Origin of the sequence: Terriglobus aquaticus (genome assembly GCF_025685415.1) — a bacterium.
In the GTDB taxonomy this organism is placed as follows: domain Bacteria; phylum Acidobacteriota; class Terriglobia; order Terriglobales; family Acidobacteriaceae; genus Terriglobus; species Terriglobus aquaticus.
The window spans coordinates 1,632,407-1,651,822 of sequence record NZ_JAGSYB010000001.1; the positions used below are offsets into that span (position 1 = coordinate 1,632,407).

General features: G+C 63.7%; 20 protein-coding genes. 10 read left to right on the forward strand and 10 right to left on the reverse strand.

Going from position 1 to position 19,416, the window contains the following annotated elements:
- Positions 1-41 precede the first annotated feature (41 nt).
- Entirely contained in the window at positions 42-1,190 is a 1,149-nt protein-coding gene (locus OHL12_RS06660) for an SIS domain-containing protein (RefSeq protein ID WP_263413044.1), read from the reverse strand.
- 108 nt (positions 1,191-1,298) lie between these two features.
- On the opposite strand from OHL12_RS06660, the gene OHL12_RS06665 reads away from it, so the two are divergent.
- On the forward strand, positions 1,299-2,123 hold the full coding sequence (locus tag OHL12_RS06665; RefSeq protein ID WP_263413045.1) for a superantigen-like protein SSL4: 825 nt from the start codon (positions 1,299-1,301) through the stop codon (positions 2,121-2,123).
- A 73-nt stretch (positions 2,124-2,196) separates the two neighbouring features.
- Here the strand turns inward: OHL12_RS06665 and OHL12_RS06670 are convergent, their stop codons facing one another.
- The 7 genes from OHL12_RS06670 to OHL12_RS06700 all read right to left on the reverse strand — a co-directional run bounded on the left by OHL12_RS06670 (position 2,197) and on the right by OHL12_RS06700 (position 8,998).
- Positions 2,197-3,249 carry an aminopeptidase gene (locus OHL12_RS06670; RefSeq protein WP_263413046.1) on the reverse strand — a complete coding sequence of 351 codons (1,053 nt, stop codon included), beginning with the start codon at positions 3,247-3,249 and terminating at the stop codon, positions 2,197-2,199.
- Positions 3,250-3,429: 180 nt separating this feature from the next.
- Positions 3,430-4,716, reverse strand: a complete 1,287-nt coding sequence (locus OHL12_RS06675) for an aminotransferase class I/II-fold pyridoxal phosphate-dependent enzyme (RefSeq protein WP_263413047.1) — start codon at positions 4,714-4,716, stop codon at positions 3,430-3,432.
- A gap of 254 nt (positions 4,717-4,970) precedes the next feature.
- Positions 4,971-5,318, reverse strand: coding sequence for a gamma-glutamylcyclotransferase family protein (locus tag OHL12_RS06680; RefSeq protein WP_263413048.1), 348 nt, complete (start codon positions 5,316-5,318; stop codon positions 4,971-4,973).
- 33 nt (positions 5,319-5,351) lie between these two features.
- A complete protein-coding gene (locus tag OHL12_RS06685) occupies positions 5,352-6,455 on the reverse strand; it encodes a carboxylate-amine ligase (protein WP_263413049.1) in 1,104 nt (367 codons plus the stop codon).
- Positions 6,456-6,551: 96 nt separating this feature from the next.
- Positions 6,552-7,121 (reverse strand): hypothetical protein, encoded by a 570-nt coding sequence (locus OHL12_RS06690; protein ID WP_263413050.1) that lies wholly within the window; start codon positions 7,119-7,121, stop codon positions 6,552-6,554.
- Positions 7,099-8,214 carry an ATP-grasp domain-containing protein gene (locus tag OHL12_RS06695; RefSeq protein ID WP_263413051.1) on the reverse strand — a complete coding sequence of 372 codons (1,116 nt, stop codon included), beginning with the start codon at positions 8,212-8,214 and terminating at the stop codon, positions 7,099-7,101. The genes OHL12_RS06690 and OHL12_RS06695 overlap by 23 nt, the downstream gene beginning before the upstream one ends.
- Before the next feature lie 58 nt (positions 8,215-8,272).
- The gene (locus tag OHL12_RS06700) at positions 8,273-8,998 is read right to left on the reverse strand and encodes an esterase family protein (protein WP_263413052.1); all 726 of its coding nucleotides are present in this window, start codon (positions 8,996-8,998) and stop codon (positions 8,273-8,275) included.
- Between the two features lie 79 nt (positions 8,999-9,077).
- Here OHL12_RS06700 and OHL12_RS06705 point away from each other — a divergent pair, with 79 nt between their 5' ends.
- The 6 genes from OHL12_RS06705 (at position 9,078) to rplS (ending at position 13,064) form a co-directional block, all read left to right on the forward strand.
- The gene (locus OHL12_RS06705; RefSeq protein WP_263413053.1) at positions 9,078-10,013 is read left to right on the forward strand and encodes an alpha/beta hydrolase; all 936 of its coding nucleotides are present in this window, start codon (positions 9,078-9,080) and stop codon (positions 10,011-10,013) included.
- Positions 10,014-10,234: 221 nt separating this feature from the next.
- Positions 10,235-10,489, forward strand: a complete 255-nt coding sequence (rpsP, locus tag OHL12_RS06710) for a 30S ribosomal protein S16 (protein ID WP_263415090.1) — start codon at positions 10,235-10,237, stop codon at positions 10,487-10,489.
- Positions 10,490-10,686: 197 nt separating this feature from the next.
- Positions 10,687-11,025, forward strand: a complete 339-nt coding sequence (locus tag OHL12_RS06715; RefSeq protein ID WP_263413054.1) for a KH domain-containing protein — start codon at positions 10,687-10,689, stop codon at positions 11,023-11,025.
- A gap of 129 nt (positions 11,026-11,154) precedes the next feature.
- Positions 11,155-11,742 (forward strand): ribosome maturation factor RimM, encoded by a 588-nt coding sequence (gene rimM, locus OHL12_RS06720; protein WP_263413055.1) that lies wholly within the window; start codon positions 11,155-11,157, stop codon positions 11,740-11,742.
- Complete coding sequence (gene trmD, locus OHL12_RS06725) at positions 11,735-12,604, forward strand: tRNA (guanosine(37)-N1)-methyltransferase TrmD (RefSeq protein WP_263413056.1); 870 nt, start codon at positions 11,735-11,737, stop codon at positions 12,602-12,604. The genes rimM and trmD overlap by 8 nt, the downstream gene beginning before the upstream one ends.
- A 103-nt stretch (positions 12,605-12,707) precedes the next feature.
- On the forward strand, positions 12,708-13,064 hold the full coding sequence (gene rplS / locus OHL12_RS06730) for a 50S ribosomal protein L19 (RefSeq protein ID WP_344687742.1): 357 nt from the start codon (positions 12,708-12,710) through the stop codon (positions 13,062-13,064).
- 79 nt (positions 13,065-13,143) lie between these two features.
- Here the strand turns inward: rplS and OHL12_RS06735 are convergent, their stop codons facing one another.
- Complete coding sequence (locus OHL12_RS06735) at positions 13,144-13,875, reverse strand: superoxide dismutase (protein ID WP_263413057.1); 732 nt, start codon at positions 13,873-13,875, stop codon at positions 13,144-13,146.
- A 32-nt stretch (positions 13,876-13,907) separates the two neighbouring features.
- On the reverse strand, positions 13,908-16,193 hold the full coding sequence (locus OHL12_RS06740; RefSeq protein WP_263413058.1) for a transferrin receptor-like dimerization domain-containing protein: 2,286 nt from the start codon (positions 16,191-16,193) through the stop codon (positions 13,908-13,910).
- Positions 16,194-16,347: 154 nt separating this feature from the next.
- Between OHL12_RS06740 and OHL12_RS06745 the strand changes: the two genes are divergently transcribed.
- The 3 genes from OHL12_RS06745 to OHL12_RS06755 are packed head-to-tail and all read left to right on the forward strand — an operon-like array spanning position 16,348 to position 19,409.
- Positions 16,348-16,572 carry a FeoA family protein gene (locus OHL12_RS06745; RefSeq protein WP_263413059.1) on the forward strand — a complete coding sequence of 75 codons (225 nt, stop codon included), beginning with the start codon at positions 16,348-16,350 and terminating at the stop codon, positions 16,570-16,572.
- Between the two features lie 2 nt (positions 16,573-16,574).
- Positions 16,575-18,398, forward strand: coding sequence for a ferrous iron transporter B (gene feoB, locus OHL12_RS06750; RefSeq protein ID WP_263413060.1), 1,824 nt, complete (start codon positions 16,575-16,577; stop codon positions 18,396-18,398).
- 48 nt (positions 18,399-18,446) lie between these two features.
- Complete coding sequence (locus OHL12_RS06755) at positions 18,447-19,409, forward strand: magnesium transporter CorA family protein (protein WP_263413061.1); 963 nt, start codon at positions 18,447-18,449, stop codon at positions 19,407-19,409.
- The last annotated feature ends 7 nt before the right edge of the window (positions 19,410-19,416 follow it).

The following is a 19,416-nucleotide window of genomic DNA, read 5'->3' on the forward strand; positions in this document are numbered from 1 at the left end:
CGACCTCCGTAATCCGTACCTAAGCCCTAATCCCACCGCTGCTACTCCACCAGCACGGCCTTACTCAGGTTGCGCGGCCGATCCACATCCACACCATTCCGGACGGCCACAAAGTACGCCAGCATCTGCAGCGGGATTACCTCTTCGATCGGCAACAGATGCTCTGGCTGCTCGTCCACGAACAGCGTGTGCGTGCTCAGATCGGAAACAGCCGCGTCGCCGCGATTGGCAATCGAGAGCACGGTCGCTCCCTGCTTCTTCATGCCTTCCAGCAACTGCAGCGTGCTCTCGTAGCGCCGCACCGAATCGGCGTCGGCAGTATCGCGCGTGGCGATCACCACCAGCGGCACCTCGGGCGAGACCAGCGCGTTCGGCCCGTGCCGCAGCTCGCCAGTCGGGTAGCCCTCCGCGTGCAGGTAGCTCGACTCCTTCAGCTTCAGCGCACCCTCACGCGCCATAGGGTAGTGAATGCCGCGACCCAGAAAGAGCAGCGTCTTCGCCCGGCTATAGAACGGCGCGACCGCCTCCACCGCGCGCTCCCAGTCCGGCAACTGCGCCGCGATACTCCTCGGCAACGCAGCCAGCCGCTGCAGCCGCGTCGCAATCTCCGCCTCCTGCATCGATCCCCGCACCTCGGCCGCAGCCAGCGCTAGCAGGTGCAGCACCGTCAACTGCGCCGTGAAGCTCTTGGTTGCCGGAATGGCTACTTCTCGGCCGGCCGGCGTCGGCAGGCTCACCCCCGCCTCTCGCGCCATCGACGATCCTTCCACGTTGGTGATCGCCATCGTCCGGTGGCCGCGCTCGTTCGCCGCGCGCAGGGCGCCCAACGTGTCAGCGGTCTCGCCAGACTGCGAGATCGCCAGCACCGCCGCCTGCTTGCGAGCCGTCGCCGGACGCAGTGCGTACTCGCTGGCATATTCCACGTCTACCGGCAAGCCGGCCAGGTCTTCGATCGCGATCTCGCCCGTCAGCCCCGCGTGACGACTCGATCCGCTCGCCACCACGATCATGTCTGGCGCGGACACCAGCGGGCGTACGCGCTCCACGAACTCCGGCCGCAGCCGGCCCTCCGCGCTGTACATTGCGATGGTGCGGTCCAGCGACTCCGGCTGCTCGTAGATCTCCTGCAGCATGTGGTGCGGCCATTCGCGTCCGCCGCCATTCAAAGACGTGCTTGGTGAAGAACTCATACCAGCAGTGTAAGGCGCACCTCGCTCGCTTTTCGACGCATCCTACTCGGTCAGATGCGCCCTCATGCCGACTGGCATCAATCCCAGGCGCACACACAAGGGGACGCGATGCAGTTGAAACGCTCCACATTAGCGATCGCCGCTTTATCCACCGCTCTGCTCGCGACAGCTTGCAAGAAATCCGACGCGCCTGCGCCCGGCACAACGCCCTCCGGCAGTCAGCCGACCGCCGCCAGCGCACCCACCGGAACCACCAACGCCGTTCCTCCCCCGGCCGGAACGCCGGGCACCAGCCCTCAGCCTGTTGCCCCGGCGACTACCGCGTCCGACGCAAACGTTGCCCCTGGCACTGTCGCCGCTCCGCCGGCCAACGCACCGGTAGCCCGCGCCGCCACTCCTGTAGTTGCCGCACCTGCCGCACCGGTAGCTCCGGCCGCAATCACCGTTCCCGCTGGCACCCGCGTCACCGTGGTCACCAACCAGAGCTTGTCGGGCGAACATGACGATGTGGGCACACCCTTTACCGGTTCGCTCAGCCGCCCGGTGGTCGTCCACGGTGCTGAAGTCTTCCGGCGCGGCACGGAAGTGCGCGGCGAAATCGTCTCGGCAAAGGGCCGCGGCCGCTTCAAGGGCGCAGGATACCTCGGTATCGCCCTCACCTCCATCGGCGGGTACCGCGTCGAGACGAGCGAATACTCCGTTCGGGCAAAGGGTCGCGGCAAGCGCACCGCCGGCTTCATCGGTGGTGGCGGCGGCGTCGGCGCGCTCATCGGCGGCCTGGCTGGCGGCGGCAAGGGCGCCCTCATCGGCGGCCTGGCGGGAGCAGGCGCGGGTACGGCAGCAGGTGCCATGACCGGCAGCCGCGACGTTGTCATCCCGGCCGAGTCAGCCGTCGCCTTCACCACCCGCAACAGCATCACCGTCAAGCGCTAACAAACCACTTCGGGATAGGAAAGGCCGCGAAGTTCGCGGCCTTTCTCATTTCCAGCGCATACGCGTTCAACGATCAGTAGTCCAGCAGAAAGTCGCCTTCGCTCATGATCTGCTCTTCCCCGCTGGCATTGCCGACCCAGATGTTGAACCCGAGGCCGACCACGTCGATGTGCGTGGAAGACTTCCACGGTGCGCCCGTGTGCGCTCCGTACGGGTCACCAAAGGCGATGTGAATTCCCGGAAACTTCTCATCCTGCAGAATGTTTCCGATCACCCGCTCCACGCCAATGTTCGTTCCGATCGCAAACTCGCCCACCCGGTCCGAGTTCGCGTCCGTGTGCGTGTACGCCCAGAAATCCTTCTCCAATTGCTTGTTCGAGCAGGAGATCCGCTTGATGCGGTTCCCCTCGATCGCGATGGACAGCGGCTGCTTCCGCAGGATGCCGTAGCGCGCGCACAGGAAGTCGCCGACCACGCCATCTACCACGAAAACCCCGTTCACTTCATCGGGAGCGGTGAAGCACTCGCCGCCCGGCAGGTTGCCCCACTTCTCCGTGGAGATGATGCCGCTCGTTTTAAACCACTTGTACTCCGGATTCAGCGTCACGTGGATGTCCGTGCCCGCCGGCGTCGTCGCACGCACATAGGTGGACTGGCGCACCTTGTCCAGCACCGCCTGGCTCAGCCGGTCCACCTCGGCGAAATCGGCGCGCATGCCCTGCACCATGATCTCCGGCGTGATGTTGACCATGTGGGCGTGGCGCATGTGCCTGCGATTCACGACGTCCGTCATCTGCATGCGGCTACGTAGCTCATTCGGCTGCACTTCCACCGCAAAGATGCTCACCTGCGACGACTCCATGTCGTCCAGCACAGCGCGCGGCATGTCCGTCAGCGGCCGGGGCGCCAGTTCTTCCAGAACGAAACCGTTCCAGAGGCATCCAATGCGGTCCAGCTCCACCGCGATCGCCGCGGCGATCTCCATGGTCTTCTCGTCGGTGATCAGCGTCACCTTTTCTTCATTCTGGATCCGCAGACACGTGTTCACGGCGTTACGCGCACCCGCCTGGAACGTCGGTGAGTACGGAACGGCGGTAAGTCGGGTAGTAGCTAATGCAGTCGCCATTGTCCTTAGTGTTTCAGATGCATGAAGGCGTCGGAAGACTTTCTCTGCCGCAATTTGCCCCGGGGCTGCGGTCTGGGCCAGGTCCGGCTGGGTCTGACCTCCGCCCCGAACTTTCCCATCCGCACGCAGAGACGCCCCTGAATCCAGGGGCGCTCTGGGAAGTGCGGTTGAGGACTGGCCTTACGCCCGGTAGATTTCGTGCGGAATGTGGTTCAGCATCTCCAGGTGCGCCGCCGTCGGCTGCGACGGCCCGTTCATCACCTTCAGAAACGCCGTTTGGAATGCCTTCATTTCGACCGGCGTTCCCACCGTCACGCGCACATACGTCGGCAGCGCAGGCCACACGCGGCCGATCGCCACCTTCTCCTGCAGCATGGCAGCCTGAACCTCGCGCCCCGGCCGGTTTACATCCACCATGAACATGTTCGCCTGCGATCCCGGGATGTACTTATAGTTGTGCTTCTCCAGGAAGCTCAGCGTGTCATCCAGGGTGTCGCGGTTGATCTTGCGCCGCAGCGGCACCAGGTCCTTGTCGGTGAGCGATGCGTGCGCCATGGCCGCCGCGATCAGCGAGATCGAACCGAGCTGCCGGTCGCTCGCCGTCACGGTCTCAAACTTCGCCAGCAAGTCCGGCCGACCAAACGCGAAGCCGGCGCGAACGCCTGCCATGCCGTAGATCTTCGAGAACGTGCGCAGGACGATAACGTCCTTCCCTGCGGCAACCTGGTCGATCACCGACTCCTGATTCGAGAAGTGGAAGTATGCCTCGTCCACAATCACCACGGAACCGGCCGGCTTGTTCTGGATGAGCCAGAGGATGTCTTCGCGCGGCGTGATCGTGCCCGTCGGATTGTTCGGATTCACGATGTAGTACGCGCCCGGGCTGGGGTGGGCCGCCAACATTGCCTTCACGTCGTACTTCCAGGTCGTCTTGTCCAGCGGCACCATGATCGCCTTGGTCTTCATGGTGGCTGCCGCACGCGGCCCCTGCTCATAGGTCGGGTCGCCGCACACCAGCGGCTTGTCCGGGCTGATGTTCGACATCAGCGCCATGTCCAGCGGTCCGCCGGAACCGGGATACAGCCGCACAAACGGCGTCTTGCCTGGGCCATACGGCAGGCCAAACTGCTCGCTGATCGTCTGGATCGTCGCCGGCATGTATTCCTTGTCGTACCGGCCGCCCTTCTTCGCCGCCGGCATCATGGCCGCAAGCGCGCTTCCCGCGGGTCCCAGCGGGTTTTCGTTGGACGAAATGATGACGGTGTCCGGCGGCAAGGGACGGAACTCGCCCATGTCTCCGCCACGGCGGCCATAGCCGCCTGCCGCCGCGGCCTGTCCGGCCGGCGTGGGCTGCGCAGCCTGCTGGGCAAACGCGGGAACACTCATTGCTGCGGACGCGATGCCGGCCGAACGAAGAAAATTGCGACGGGAAAATGAAGTGCTGCTACAGAACTTCTGGAAATCCATGGTGCCTCTCCTCAGGGTGGACTGCGGGGTGACAGAATCGGATACACGCCGGCAAAACGACGCGGAAGTGCGTTTGCGGTTGGGTTCAGCTTGGAAGGATGGATCACCTGTGCTACGTCTGTGCAAGATGATTTGTTTCAAAATACCGTGAAACGCGGCGTTGTGCGCGAGCTCATCGCAAATTCTGTGAATCGTCTTCCGGAATCTACACTCCAGCGTGGCTGCCGACGGTCTGAATCATCGGGACGCCTACCCTAGGCGGCGTCTTTCGCTGCGTAGATGTAAGCGGACACCATCGCCTTCGCCGTCCTCACTTCGGTGAGCACCCGGTCGTACTCGGCACCCTCGAACTCATCCAGCCGTTCCCACGCGCCCGCCAGATCGTCTGACTCGAGCACCATCACCGGAACGACTTCGCCTTCGCCGTCCAGTACCAGCGCCGGAAAGCCCATCGACGCACCCCACCCCTGCTCGATCAGCCTGCCTCGCACAGTGCCTTCCAGCCATTGCCCACGCAGGTCCGCCACTTGTCCGTGATTTTCCTTGCCAGGCGCCAGGCTGCCGTACACCGCCAGCCGAGGCGTCCCGTCTGCTTCGCTCATCACTGCTCCTGTTGCACAGGCATCTGCGCTCGCCTAAAGATCCGTCCGCGTCTCGCGCGCCATGTAGTCCACCACGGCTTTCAGGTCGCCGGTCTCGCGATACACTGCCAACTGCCGGTCGGCACCGCTCCCCTGCTCCAGCATCGTCCGGATATACCCGATCTGCTCGCGGCTGCCCAGGTCATCGACCACGTCGTCCACAAAGTGCAGATACTCCGCGATCAGGTCGCGCTCCGGCACCTCGCACTCCTTGCCGAAGTCGATCAGCTTGCCATCCAGGCCATACCGCACCGCGCGAAACTTGTTCTCCATCAGCAGCGCCCGCGAGTACTGCCGGAAATCCACGTTGTTCGCATGCAGGCAGTGCAGCTTCATCGCGGTCGCCTGGATCAGCGCCGCAATCGCAACCGACTCCATCGCCCGCATCGGGATATCGCAAACGCGGACCTCGACCGTATTGAAGAACGGGTGCGGACGCACGTCCCACCACAGCTTCTTCGCGTTATCGATTGAGTTCGTCTTGATCAGCAGATTTACGTAGTTCTCAAACTCCGAGTAGCTGGCGAAGCTGTCGGGCAGGTTCGTCCGCGGAAAGTTCTCAAACACTTTGGCGCGATAGCTCTTGTAACCCGTCTCCATGCCCAGCCAGAAGGGTGAGTTCGTGCTCAGCGCCAGGATGTGCGGCAGGAAGTACCGCAGCGAATTCATAATCCGAATTGCTGCCTCGCGGTCCTCGATTCCCACGTGCACATGCAGGCCGAAGATCAGGTTTGACCGCGCCACCAACTGCAAATCTTCCACCACCTGCGCGTATCGCGGATCGGGGTAAATCTCCTGCGAACGCCAGTCCGCAAATGGATGCGTCGCCCCGGCGACCAGCGTCAGGCCATTCTCTTCTGCCAGATGGATCATGTTGCGGCGCAGATCGAAGAGGTCTTCCTGCGCCTCCTGGATGTTCCGGCAGACCCGCGTGCCGACCTCGATCACGGACTGGTGCAGCTCCGCTTTGACGCGCTCTTCCAGCCGGATCTTGCCGTGCGCCAGCATCTCCGTCGACACGTGCGACCGCAGGTCGCGCGTCTCCGGATCAATCGTCTGGTACTCCTCTTCGATCCCGAGCGTGAACGATGGACGCAATCTGCACCTCCGGCCACAGCCGATGCCGCCGTGGTGATGCAGATGCTATCGCATTGTGAATCGGTTGTTACGCCAGCCGCATACGAGCGGGCCCGGTTACTGCGCCGAGCCCTGGTTCAGCTTCTCGTACCACCGAGGCGGCCGCGCAAACAGCGTCAGCTCGCCGGCGTGAGACGCGGCACGCGATCCACTCTCGCAGTGGTTCTCCGTCACCACTCCCTTGTTCGCGATCTGCTGCAGGTTGTACCCCGGCATCGCCTCGCGGTCCGAAAGCTTGCGGCAGTCGAACAGACCATCCGGCACAGCCAGCACCCGCACGGGCGCAGCACTCGGGGCCGGCAACAGCGCCTCTCCCTGCTGATCTGTCGTCAACAGGTAGCCAGCCGAGTTCCGCTCGTCGTACCACACGCGCACACGCCCGTTGCGGATGGGCAGACTGCTACGCCCATCCAGCAACCGAACCCGGAAGTGAAGATCGCCCGCAGGCACCGCGGCCTCCGGCTCGGGCTTCGGCTGTTCCGCGGCGATCGGCGCAGGAGGCACCGGCACCCCGGCCGGCGGCCCCTGCAACTGCGCCCACACCTGTGAGCCGCCCAAGGCAAACACAGTCGCCATTGCCCACGGCGTGTAGCCACGCATCCGGCTAGCGCGCAACGTCTTCGTCACGGCTCGCGTTCGCTGCCTGCTTCTTTGCCGCCGTCTTCTTCGCTGGAGCCTTCTTGGCGGGCCCACCCGCGCCCAACCCGGCTTCCTTCTTTGCCGGTGCTTTCTTCGGCGGTGGAGGTCCCTTCTTTGCGGCCTTCTTCGCCGCACCCGCAAGCTCGGCCTGGTGACCCAGCAGCGAAGCCCAGCGCAGCTCCGGCCCCTGGCCGTCGTTAGCCTGGGCGCGTTCCACCGCCAGACGCGCCACGGCGTCCACAATCCACTCGAAGTTCTCTTCGCCCACCGAGTGCAGGTCCGCATCGGGCGCCGGATTCATAAAGTCGATCGCGTATGGCACGCCGTCTTCCACGGCGAACTCAACCGTGTTCAGGTCATAGCCAAGCGCGCGGCACAGCGTCAGCGCATCGCGCTCCACCCGCTCCAACAGTTCTTGAGGATAGGTCGGCGGATTCTTCACGTACCGCTCATGGTGCGGCCGCGACGGATCGTACGGCATGATGCGAACCTCGCGCTGACCCACCACGTAGCACCGGAAATACTCGCGGAACTTAACCGCCGCCTGCAGCGTCATGCACAGGTCGCGGGTCTGGTGGTAGGCGTCGAAGAACTCCTCCGGCGAGTGAACGTGAAAGACGTCTCGCCAGCCGCCTCCATCGTGCGGCTTCAAGAACGCGGGAAAGCCCACGTACTCGAATACGCTCTGCCAGTCATACGGATACTGCTGGTTGCGAAAGCTCACATCGTTCGTATCGGGCGGCATCTGGAAGTGCGGCACAATCGCCGTGCGCGGCACTGCGACGCCCAGCTTTGCGGCCAGAGCGTAATTGAAAAACTTGTCATCCGCCGACCACCAGAACGGGTTGTTGATGACGTCCGTTCCCGTCAGCACGGCATTCTTCAGGTAGGCGCGGTAGAACGGCACATCGTGCGAAATGCGATCCACGATTACCGAGTAGCCACTGGGCACCGCTTCCTTGACCGGCCCGATCTGTACAAACTCAGCCTGGATATCCGGCAGCCCCATCGCGTTCACCCGGTCCACGAACGCCTGTGGAAACGTGTTCTCCTGCCCAAACAGAATGCCGATCTTCTTCACGTGCCATGCTCCTTACTGGTCTGAGATGCCCGGCCTCTCTGAGCCGTTCGTCCGTTCGTTACAGATACTCCTGCGCCATCCGCTTCCACCACGGCCAGTCGTGCCCCGTGCCGTCGCCCCACACGTCCAGCCGCACCGGAATGCCCTTCTCCCGCATAATCCGCCCCAGCCGCTCGTTGTCGTCCCAGCACTGGTCATGGTGGCCCGTCGCCAGGACATACGTATTCCGACGCATTCGATCCAACCGCCAGCTCTCGCCCAGGTTCGGCAAGAAATGGGTCGGCAGCGTGAAGTACGCGTCGTCGTCGTAGTAGCCGCGCAACATGCCGGCCACAATATCGAAGGCGCCGCTCATGCTCAGCGCGGCCGTGATCACGTCCGGATGCTTCAGCGCCATGCTCATGGCGTGAAATCCGCCAAACGAACACCCCAGCACCGCAACGCTTTCCCGCCACGTGCGCCACCGAATGTGCGGGATCAACTGATCCACGATGTATCGCTCGTACTGCAGGTGCCGCGCGATTCGCCATCGCCCCGGCACGTCCCGTGCGTACCAGCTCTCGCTGTCCACCGAATCCACGCACCACAACTGGATCTGGCCGCGCTCGACTTTGTCGCGAACCGCCTCCACCATGCCGAAGTGCTCAAACTCGAAAAACCGCCCCATCGAGCTCGGAAACACAATCACCGGGAGCCCTGCGTGTCCCCCATCCGCGGAAAAGACGAGCCGTTCCATGGACCGTCCGAGCGCCGCGCTATGGTCGACAAAGTACTCCCGCTGCATCCGCGCGCTCCTGCCCTCGGGTGTTCCCCGGCCAACTTCGTCCCGCCCGGCCTGCTACCCTGCTGAGACTGTATCAAGCATGGAAAGCCTGCTCCAACGCGGTAACACCGCCCCGGCGCCCGCCCTCACGACGGCCAGTCTGGCCTTTCCGCGACAGCCTGAGCAGCGCTACTTCCGCCTGCAGAACTGGATTTCCGACGTCCTTCCCGCGCCGCGCGATCTCTTCCTCTGGCTCCCCGAGGCGTACCTGCAACAACCCGAGCGCCAGTTTCCGATCCTGCTGCTGCACGACGGGCAGAACCTCTTTGACGGCGAGCTCTCCTACATCAAGGGCCAGACCTGGCAGTGCGGCGACACGGCCGACGACGTCTTCGCGCGCGGGCTGGCGGAACCGACCGTCCTGGTCGGCATCGCCAACACCGGCTCCCATCGCATGGCCGAGTACACCCCCACGCCCGACACTCGCCTGGGCGGCGGCAAGGGCCCGCGCTACGCCCGTCTGCTGACGGAAGAACTTCTTCCCGCCCTGCGCCGCGACCTTCGCCTTTTGCCCGGGCCATCCAACACGGGCCTTGCCGGATCGTCTCTCGGCGGCCTCATCTCCCTTGCCATCGGCCTGCGAGAGCCGGAGGTGTTCGGAAAGCTGGGCGTCTTGTCGCCTTCCGTCTGGTGGGACGGCCGCACCATTCTGGACGATGTCCGCTCCCTCCCAGGTCACCTGCCGCTTCGCATCTGGCTCGACATGGGCACAGCCGAAGGCCAAATCCACGTTCGCGACACCGATCTTCTCTGTCATCTCTTGCAGCGGAAAGGCTGGCACCTGGACGCTCGCTCCACGCCGCCTCTGCCCAGCGGTCTGCGCCGCGCCGCCAGCGTGTTTGAGCGCCCCAGGCCGCCCGTCAGCCCGGACGCCGACCTGCACTACGAGCGGGTTGCAGGCGCCTTCCACAACGAGGCAGCCTGGGCCGCGCGATTCGGCCAGGTGCTCCAGTTCCTCTTTCCGCCGCGGCCCTGAAGTCGCCGAAAAGACGTCAGTCGCTCGTTCCGAACTGGTCGCTGCCCCAGGCTAAAATCACACGGCAGTCACGTTACACTTCCCAAACAGCGCAAAATCGGCGATACTCATAGGGTTGGAATCAGTGTGCCCGCCGCGCACCGCGTGGCCCGGCTCCCAGTGAGCCGGATTCGCCACTCCCCACAAAGTTCGGAACGTTTGAGAGGGTATTTTCTGTGGTCATGATTCGTCTGGCGCGCGTAGGCGCCCGTAAGCAGCCGTACTACCGCGTCGTTGTCATCGAAAAGGACCGCGCCCGCAACGGACGTTCCATCGAAGTGGTCGGCACCTACAATCCCCGCACCGAGCCCGCGACCGTCAACCTGAAGCGCGATCGCATCGACTACTGGAAGTCCGTCGGCGCTCAGCCCTCTGAGATCGTGGCCAAGCTGATCGCGAAGAACCCGGCACCCGCCCAGGAACCGGTCGCAGTCTAGCTCCTTCGCCGCTCCGCCGCATTCCCATTCCGGGAATTGAGTCACCGTACACCCTGCCGGCCTCCACTCTGCCGCGCAGGGTGTACCTTTTTCTGCAATGTCGTGCCGCCTCTCCGGTTCTCTTGCCCTATCTTAGGAAGGGAGCGCGCAACCGCCAACGCAGCGATGCGCCAATCTGTATCCACCTAAAGGTTTGCATGACGGTACCTTCTTCCCAGAACACACCCGAGACCTTGCCCGACCGGATGTCTGAGCTGCTGCTCGCCATGGTCGAAAAGCTCGTGGACGACCCCGATTCCCTTCACGTCGACACCGACACCAACGACGCCGGCACCACCTTCCGCCTCTACGTCGCACCTGACGACCTGGGCAAAGTCATCGGCAAACAGGGCCGTACCGCGCGCTCCCTGCGCACCATCCTCAGTGCCATCGGCAGCAAGGCGAATCACCGCATGCAGCTCGACGTGCTGGAAGACGACGAAGCAGACGACTTCGAGGATGACGAGGAAGGCAGCGACGAGGCAGCGGAAGACTAACCGCTGCCGCGGCACACCTCGAGTCGGCAGAGCTGGACCTGACTTCGAAGAACGTGATGGATGCGTTCCAGCCGGGCAGCAGATTTCCTGCACTTTGCCGCAGCTCAACTTCTCTGCAATCCTGATCTCGTGACAACGCCGTCCCAAACCGATTGGACCCTGCTTGCCCAGGCCGTTCGCCCACAGGGTCGCCGCGGCGAGATCCTGTGCGATCTCCACACCGACTTCCCGGACCGGTTTGCCGACCGCCGGGAGCTCTTCCTGCGCCGCGGCACCGCCGAGCCCACCCCCGTTCAGCTTGAGAATCATTGGTTGCCGACGGGTAACTCCGCCGGCCGGGTCGTTCTGAAGTTCGCCGGTGTCGACAGCATCGAAGCTGCGGAAGCCCTTGCGGGCGCCGAAATCGTCGTTCCGACCAGCCAGCGCGTCGCCCTCGGGCCAGACGAGTTCTACATCAGCGATCTCCAGGGTTGCACCCTGGTCAATGTGGCAGGCGGGGACGGCCCTGACGACCTGGGCACCATCACCGACGTCCACTTCGCAACCGACCGCAACGGCAGAAAGCTCGAAAATGCCACCCCCGTTCTGGTCGTAGAAAAGCCGAACGGCGACGAGATTCTCATTCCGCTGGCGTTGGAGTTCCTACGCAACCCCGACCTGGCAAATCGACGGATCGAGATGGCGCTTCCCGGCGGCCTGGTCGAAGCCAATGGCTGACGAGGCCGCAAACCGCTCGCGCACCGCCCTCCGTTTCGACATCCTGACCATCTTTCCAGAGTTCTTCTCGAGCGTCCTCTGCTACGGCGTTGTCGCCCGCGCCCTTCAGACGGGTATCGCGACGGTCCACACCACCGATCTCCGCGACTTCACCACCGATCGCCACCGTACCGTGGACGATCGCCCTTTCGGTGGCGGCGAGGGCATGGTGCTCAAGCCCGAACCAATCTTTGCCGCCGCCGACGCGCTCGGGATCACGCCGAAGCCCAACCGCGACACCAAGCGCGAGACCGTCATCATGCTCACGCCGCAGGGACGGCCGTTTACCCAGGCAGTCGCCCGCACGTTAGCGCTAACGGAGCGCGTCGTTCTGCTGTGCGGGCGCTATGAGGGAGTGGACCAGCGCGTCATCGACCACCTCTGCGACCGGCAACTTTCCATTGGGGACTACGTGCTCTCCGGTGGCGAACTCGCAGCCGCGGCAGTGGTGGACGCGACCGTCCGCCTGCTTCCCGGCGTTCTCGGCAATGCGGATTCATCCCACTACGAAAGCTTCGGCCTTTCAGCGGACGGCGCCGCCGCCGACGCGGACACACCGCTCGCCGTCAGCCCCGCCGCCGGCCTGCTGGATTACCCGCATTACACCCGCCCGGCCGAGTTCCGCGGCTGGGCGATCCCGGATGTTCTCGCAGGCGGCAATCACACGGAAATCCGCCGCTGGAGGCGAGAACGCGCCCTGGAAACCACCTTGCAGAATCGCCCCGACCTGCTCCGCGAGGAAGATCTCACTCGCGAAGACCGCAAGATCCTGGGGAAACTCAGGGCAGCTGCTCCGTCCGCAACCCCTCACCGGACCGATTGACCTGCTTCACGGCCCGGTGCAATGCGGGAAGCCCCAATTTCCTTCACTCCTCGGCCCTTTTCCGCTATACTGAACAACGACTCTAAGTAAGGAAAACTGCGTCATGTCGATTCACCCCATCATGCAAAAGCTGGCAGACAAGCTCCAGCGCACCGATCTGCCCGAGTTCGCCCCCGGCGACACTGTCCGCGTGCAGGTGAAGATCAAGGAAGGCGACAAGGAGCGTCTGCAGGCGTTTGAGGGCATGTGCATCGCCCGCAAGAACGGACCGCAGGGTAGCTTCACCGTCCGCAAAATGAGCTTCGGCCAAGGCGTCGAGCGCATTTTCCCGTTCAACTCCAAGGTCGTCGACAAGGTCGAGAAGGTTCGCTCGTACGAAGTACGCCGCGCCAAGCTTTTCTACCTGCGCGGTCTGCGTGGCAAGGCTGCCCGTCTCCGCGAAGTGGGCCGCACCGCCTAGTCCCTCCTCCGCTGCACGAAAACGCCGGCCTCGCGCCGGCGTTTTCTTTGCAGATGGAGCGCCGCGAAGCGCTTTGACACTAAACCTTCTTTAGCGCGGCGTACCGCTCCTGAGCAAAGTCCCAGTTGATGACGTTGTAGAACGCCTGCACGTACTCCGGCCGGCGGTTCTGGTACTTCAGGTAATAGGCGTGCTCCCACACGTCGATCCCCATGATCGGAAACATGCCGAGGCCGAGCGGAGAGTCCTGGTTGGCCATCTGTGCAACGCCGACCTCACCACCGCGTTTCATCGCCAAAAAAGCCCACCCACTACCGAACTGGGCGAGAGCGGCCTTGGTGAAGGCCGTCTGAAATCCCGCAAAGCTACCGAAGCTCTTGTCGATGGCCGCGGCCAGATCACCCTTCGGCAGCGCACCGTTGTTCTTCGCCAGCGATGGCCAGAACAGCGAATGGTTCGCATGTCCACCGCCCTGGTTGCGTACGGCGGTCCGCTTATCCTCCGGTACCACTTGCAGGTTTGCCACTAGAGCTTCAACGGGCATGGCCGACAGCTTCGGATCGTCCCCGATCGCCTTCACCAGGTTGTCCACGTAGGCCTTGTGGTGCTTGTCGTGGTGAATCGACATGGTCTGCGCATCGATGAACGGCTCCAGCGAGTCCGGTGCATAGCCGAGCGGCGGCAAAACCCCGATTGCGTGCGTTGCAACGGCTTGCGAAGCCTCAGCGGCCCACGCCCGAATGGAAGGCGAGAGCGCCAGAGCGCCTGCCGCCAAACCTGACATCTTCAAGAACTCGCGACGACCTGTCATAGCTGTCTCCTTACGAAAGCGGTATCGTTCGTCTACTGCCCGCCAGCTTCGCCGGCGAGTTTCTCAATATAAGCAGCCTCGTTCGTCAGTGCCTGCACCAGAACGCCAAGCTGCTGCTGCGCCTCATCGTAGCGCCCATCTTCGACCGCTTCGCGAACGCCTGGCAAGGTGCTGGCGCCGTAGCCGGTGTAGGTGCCCGGCGCATACAGCAAATGCTTCACCCAGGGACGGCCTGGCAGACCGGCGTCGCTCAGCAGCTTGCGCTCCGCGACTGCCAGATCGTTGTTCAGGGTTAAACGCTGGGCTGACGACAGGGCAGCAGCGTTAGCGCTAACGCTGCCATACTTCGTCGCCGCCGCGTCGAGTCTACTGACCGCCGCATCCAGGGTGCTGAAGTCCATCTGGGGCGGCACCGGCAAGGCTGGAGGCGGCAGAAGCGGGTTCTTGGGATCGTCTGCAAGCTTGTACGCACCGGCCTGCAAGGCGCGGTTGCGGCGCTCGGCCGCCTGACGCAGATCCTTCACCTCAGACTTGAGATTTTCGCTGTAATCGCGAACAGTCAGCGCGAGTTCATGAAAGCTGAGCGGCATCACGTCTGCATCGGCCACGCGCATGACCATGGTGCCTGCCGTCTGTGCAAACAGCTTGCCGTAGACCTGGTCTTTGTCGGCGAACTGGTCCCAGTGCCACGGCGTGTCGTACGCGGAGTGGTAGGTGCCGCTGTGGTCTTCGCCGCCAAAGCCGATGTTGATCGACGCGACGCCCAGGTGATCGACAAACCCGGCGTAATCCGAGCCGCTGCCCGCCGGTCCGAGCGCGACGGTCGCGCGCGCCTCACCCGCATCGGGACGAGCACCGCCCCGGCCGCGACCGGCCTGCTGTGCTGCCTTCTGCCGGGCAAAAACGGAGGTGTGGCTTTCGGGATCGGTCATCTCGCGAACCACGTCGTTGACCAGCAGTTCGTAACTCTGCGATCCCTGCGCGCCAAAGAAGCCCCGGCCGTTCTCGTCGGAGTTGATGTAAATAGCGCCGTGCTTGGTCAGCTCGTCCGCATGCGCCTCCGCCCACTCGGTCGAGCCCAGTAGTCCCGGCTCTTCCCCGTCCCACGACGCATAAACCAGCGTCCGCTTGGGCTGCCATCCCTGCTTGTGCAGCTCGCCCAAGGCGCGTGCTTCTTCGATCATGGCGGACTGCCCGCTGATCGGGTCGTCGGCACCGTTGACCCAGCCGTCATAGTGGTTGCCGCGAACAATCCACGTCTCAGGCTCTTCGGAGCCCTTCAGGGTGGCGACCACGTCGAGCACCGGCTTGGTGCCCCAGTCGGATTCGATTTTCAGGTGAACCTTGGAAGCGCTGGGGCCGAACTTGTACGTAAGCGGTAACGCTCCGCGCCAGCCGGCGGGCACTGTGCGGCCCTGCAGTGAGGCGAGCAGAGGCTGCGCATCACCCCAACTGACCGGAATGGTCGGGATCGGCATGATGACCTTGCTGTCCGCGATCGCCAGGCGCTTTGCACCTGGGACGGACGCTACGCCGGGGGTCAGCGGATCGCCCGCGTAGAGCGTGGTGTCGGCAACCGAACCGCGCTGCACTCCCCACTCCGGCCGCATGGGACCGGAGGGGATGACGTCACCGGTGCCGAAGCCGTCGTCGGCCGGGTCGCTGTAGATGATGCAGCCAACCGCGCCGTGCATGGCCGCCAGCTTCGGCTTCAGGCCGCGCCAGCCACCGCCGTAGCGAGCAATGACGATCGCGCCCTTGACGCTGACGCCATAGCGGTCCAGTTCTTCATAGTCGGCCTTGTTGCCATAGTTGACGTAGATGAGCGGAGCGGTCACGTCGCCGTCGGCGGCGTAGATGTTGTACGGCGGCATGGCCGGGCTCTTGTCGTGGGTGTACGGATCTTCGGCGACTTCGGGTTCGCTGAGCCGCGCCTTGTACGGCTTGGGCCCGGTGAGTTCCAGGACGCGCGTCTTCGGCGTGGGGTAGAGCACGTCAAACTGCTCGATTTTGGCGTCCCATCCCCAGGACTGGTACTGCTTCAGGAGCCATTCGGCGTTGGCACGCTGGGCGGCGGAACCAACGTTGTGCGGGTGCGCGGCCAGCAGGTGCAGGTTGTCGCTGATCTTCTTTGCGTCGGGCAGCGCCTGAAACTTCGCTTCCCACTGGCGTTCCGTGGCGGAGTCCGCTGCGGTGAAACCCTGGAGCGGCTTGCTGGTGTCTGGCGTGCCGTTGGCGGCCTGTGCCTGCTGTGCGGTGAGCGACAAAAGCGGCTGAATCAGAACGGCAGCCACGGCAAGGACAGCAAGACGACGCATCGGGTCTCCCAAGGTGCAAGTTGGTTGCGGTAAGAACGTTATACGCTGTCGCGCGTCGCCCGACTCGGCTCGCGATGTCAGACCAAGCTGGTCCGCAATCTTGGTATGATGGTGAACGGGGCATTTCTCAAACTTGCTTGCCCCGGAGTTACCGTTGCATCTGGCAGAGTTGAGCACGGGAGAAAGAGCGGTTGTCACCGGCGTGGCGGTGAGCGATGCGCACTGCCAGTTGTGCGGGCTGGGCGTTGTGCCGGGCGCCGAGGTGGAGATTGTTCGCCACCTGAGCCGGAAGACCATGCTGATTGTGCGCGTGGACGGGTCCGACGTTGCTCTGCGCGAGAGCACGGCGCAAAGCGTGAAGATTCGCAGGTCCGAGTAGCCATGGAGTTCCAGACCATTGGCCTAATCGGGCCACCGAACGTTGGCAAGTCGACCCTGTTCAACAGGCTGACCGGGTTGCGTCAGAAGGTGTCGAACTACTCCGGCGTGACGGTGGAGCACCGCAGCGGGCGGTTGCGCGGGACGAGCAAGACCGTCATCGACCTGCCAGGCGTTTGGACGCTGACTCCCTCCTCGGAAGACCAGAAGATCGCTGTCACCATTTTGGAAGGCAAGCAGCCGCACCTGCCACGGCTGGATGCGGTGTTGCTGGTCGTCGACGGCACACAGTTTCACAAGTACAGCCTGTTGATCGGCGAAGTCCTGGCAAGAAAGCTGCCGACCATGCTGCTGATCAACATGGCGGATGAGTTGGAGCAGCGCAAGGGCTACATCGATCCACTGGCCGTGGCACGCGAACTGCACACACCAACGACGCTAATCAGCGCGGCCCGTGGTACCGGCATGGACGCCGTTCACCAATGGCTCAAGCAGGATCATTCCCCTGCAAACGTCTTACCCGTGCTACAGGCCGGTGGCAATGCCGCTCCGTGCGCGCCGAACTGCGGCGACTTGACGGCGGCGGGTGCGTACCGCAGGCCGCAGCACTCGACGCTGACGCGCGCGGTGGACCGCTGGGCGCTGCACCCGGTTGCCGGGCCGATCCTCTGCCTGATCTTTCTGCTGTTCGCGTTCCAGGTGATCTTTCGCGTGGCGTACCCGGCGGGGCAGGCGCTGACGAACTGGCTGGGCGACCTGGGCACCCGGGCTGGGACGATCCTGCCGGATACCATTCTGCGGGCCATCGTGGTGGACGGCATCTGGAACGGGATTGCATCGATCTTGGGCTTCCTGCCGCAAATTCTTTGCATGTTCCTGGTGATCACGGTGCTGGAGGACAGCGGCTACATGGCTCGCGCGGCCGTAATTGCGGACCGCACCATGGGACGCGTGGGGCTGAACGGCCGGTCGTTTCTGCCGCTGCTGTCGGCGTACGCCTGCGCGGTGCCAGCCATTATGGCGACGCGGGCGATTCCGTCGAAGCGCGACCGCATTGCGACAATCCTGATCGCTCCATTCATGACGTGCTCGGCGCGGCTGCCCGTGTATGCGCTGCTGATTGCGGCGTTTATCCCGGCGCGCCCGCTGTTCGCGGGACCGCTGGGCGGCGTCGTCGGACTGCAGGCTGCGACGATGATGGGGCTGTATCTGGCGGGTCTGCTGGCGGCGCTGGTTACGGCGATGTTGCTCCGGTCTACGGTGATGCGCGGGCAGGCTTCAGCGTTTGCGATCGAGTTGCCGAACTACCGCATGCCGCGCCTGCGCACGATCGCGCTGGCGATTGTGGATCGCAGCAAGGTGTTTCTGAAGCAGGTTGCCACCGTAATCCTGGTGCTGAACCTGATTGTGTGGTTCCTTGCGCACCTGCCGCTGCACAATGGGCAGCCGAGCGAGGTGGGGTCGAGTATCCTGGCGCGCATCGGGTCGTTGATCGAGCCGTTGCTGCATCCGCTTGGGTTCAACCGGCCGGTTGGCATCTCATTGCTGACGGCGTTTGTTGCGCGTGAGAGTGTGGTGTCGACCCTGTCGACGCTGTACAACAGCGTGCATCCCGGCGATCTGCTGCGAGCCGACATCGGCATGGCCGGAGCGCTGGCGCTGATGATCTTTTTTGCACTGGCGATGCAGTGCACGGCAACGCTGGCGGTGGTTCGGCGTGAGACAAATAGCTGGAAGTGGCCGATTGCGCAGTTCGGCTACATGACGGTGCTGGCGTATGTGGCGGCGTTTGTGACGTACCGCGTTGCGTTGATGCTACACCTCTGATCCCTTCGGGGGGACGCAGCATCCGGATCCGGCTTATTCTGAAGCCGAATGATCACGTTCTACGTGCCGGTGAACGGCAAGCTGCAAGCGGATGCGGACGCCCGCTGTGACGAAGCGCTTTGGATCGATCTGTTCGATCCTTCTCCGGACGAGGAACACCGCGTGGAGCAGGAGCTCTCTCTGCAGATTCCCACGCGTGCCGAAATGCGCGAGGTGGAGAGCAGCAGTGCGCTGTACCGAGAAAGCCACGCAACCTTTGTGACCGTCCGCGCGGTGCTGCGCGACCCGGAGGAACAGCCGCGGCTGACGTCGATCACCCTGGTTCGCACGGACCGCGTCCTGATCACGGTGCGCTATGGGACGCCGAAGGCATTTCATGAGTTCCTGTTGCGCGTGTCGAAGGAGAGTGCCGAGGTCCACAGCAGCATCTCAGTGATGCTGTGCTTCCTGGAGACGCTCGTGGACCGCGATGCCGACATCCTGGAAGAGATTGGCGACTCGCTGGACCCGGTGTCGCGCGAAATCTTTTCGCAGAACGCGGCGGCCATGAAGTCCATTGCAGCGGCAGACCTGGGCGGCGTGTTGAAGTCGATCGGGCGCAGCGGCGACCTGGCCTCGCGCGTGCGGGAAAGCCTGCACAGCGTTGGGCGATCAGTTCCCTTTCTGCTGACAGAGATCCATGACGATCACGCGGCGCGCGTTCGCCTGAAGACGCTCGCCAGCGACGTGAAGTCGCTGCTGGAGCACGACAACTTTCTGCAGACGCAGATTCAGTTCCTGCTGGACAGCAATCTGGGCCTGATCTCGATTCAGCAGAACGCCATCATGAAAGCGCTGAGTGTGGCGGCCGTGGTGTTTCTGCCGCCAACGCTGATTGGATCGATTTATGGCATGAACTTTGAGCACATGCCGGAGCTGCATTGGCACTTCGGCTATCTGTATGCGCTGGGGCTCATGGTGCTGTCGGCGCTGGGGCCGCTGCTGTACTTCCGATGGCGACGGTGGCTGTAGCGATAGG

What these genes read in the sequence shown, in the direction of transcription:
- OHL12_RS06675 (WP_263413047.1), bottom strand. Translation starts at nt 4,716, where the DNA reads ATGGATTTCCAGAAGTTCTGTAGCAGCACTTCATTTTCCCGTCGCAAT.
- OHL12_RS06700 (WP_263413052.1), bottom strand. Translation starts at nt 8,998, where the DNA reads ATGCAGCGGGAGTACTTTGTCGACCATAGCGCGGCGCTCGGACGGTCC.
- OHL12_RS06755 (WP_263413061.1), top strand. Translation starts at nt 18,447, where the DNA reads ATGATCACGTTCTACGTGCCGGTGAACGGCAAGCTGCAAGCGGATGCG.
- OHL12_RS06660 (WP_263413044.1), bottom strand. Translation starts at nt 1,190, where the DNA reads ATGAGTTCTTCACCAAGCACGTCTTTGAATGGCGGCGGACGCGAATGG.
- OHL12_RS06740 (WP_263413058.1), bottom strand. Translation starts at nt 16,193, where the DNA reads ATGCGTCGTCTTGCTGTCCTTGCCGTGGCTGCCGTTCTGATTCAGCCG.
- rpsP (WP_263415090.1), top strand. Translation starts at nt 10,235, where the DNA reads ATGATTCGTCTGGCGCGCGTAGGCGCCCGTAAGCAGCCGTACTACCGC.
- OHL12_RS06665 (WP_263413045.1), top strand. Translation starts at nt 1,299, where the DNA reads ATGCAGTTGAAACGCTCCACATTAGCGATCGCCGCTTTATCCACCGCT.
- OHL12_RS06735 (WP_263413057.1), bottom strand. Translation starts at nt 13,875, where the DNA reads ATGACAGGTCGTCGCGAGTTCTTGAAGATGTCAGGTTTGGCGGCAGGC.
- feoB (WP_263413060.1), top strand. Translation starts at nt 16,575, where the DNA reads ATGGAGTTCCAGACCATTGGCCTAATCGGGCCACCGAACGTTGGCAAG.
- OHL12_RS06680 (WP_263413048.1), bottom strand. Translation starts at nt 5,318, where the DNA reads ATGAGCGAAGCAGACGGGACGCCTCGGCTGGCGGTGTACGGCAGCCTG.
- OHL12_RS06670 (WP_263413046.1), bottom strand. Translation starts at nt 3,249, where the DNA reads ATGGCGACTGCATTAGCTACTACCCGACTTACCGCCGTTCCGTACTCA.
- trmD (WP_263413056.1), top strand. Translation starts at nt 11,735, where the DNA reads ATGGCTGACGAGGCCGCAAACCGCTCGCGCACCGCCCTCCGTTTCGAC.
- OHL12_RS06715 (WP_263413054.1), top strand. Translation starts at nt 10,687, where the DNA reads ATGACGGTACCTTCTTCCCAGAACACACCCGAGACCTTGCCCGACCGG.
- rplS (WP_344687742.1), top strand. Translation starts at nt 12,708, where the DNA reads ATGTCGATTCACCCCATCATGCAAAAGCTGGCAGACAAGCTCCAGCGC.
- OHL12_RS06705 (WP_263413053.1), top strand. Translation starts at nt 9,078, where the DNA reads ATGGAAAGCCTGCTCCAACGCGGTAACACCGCCCCGGCGCCCGCCCTC.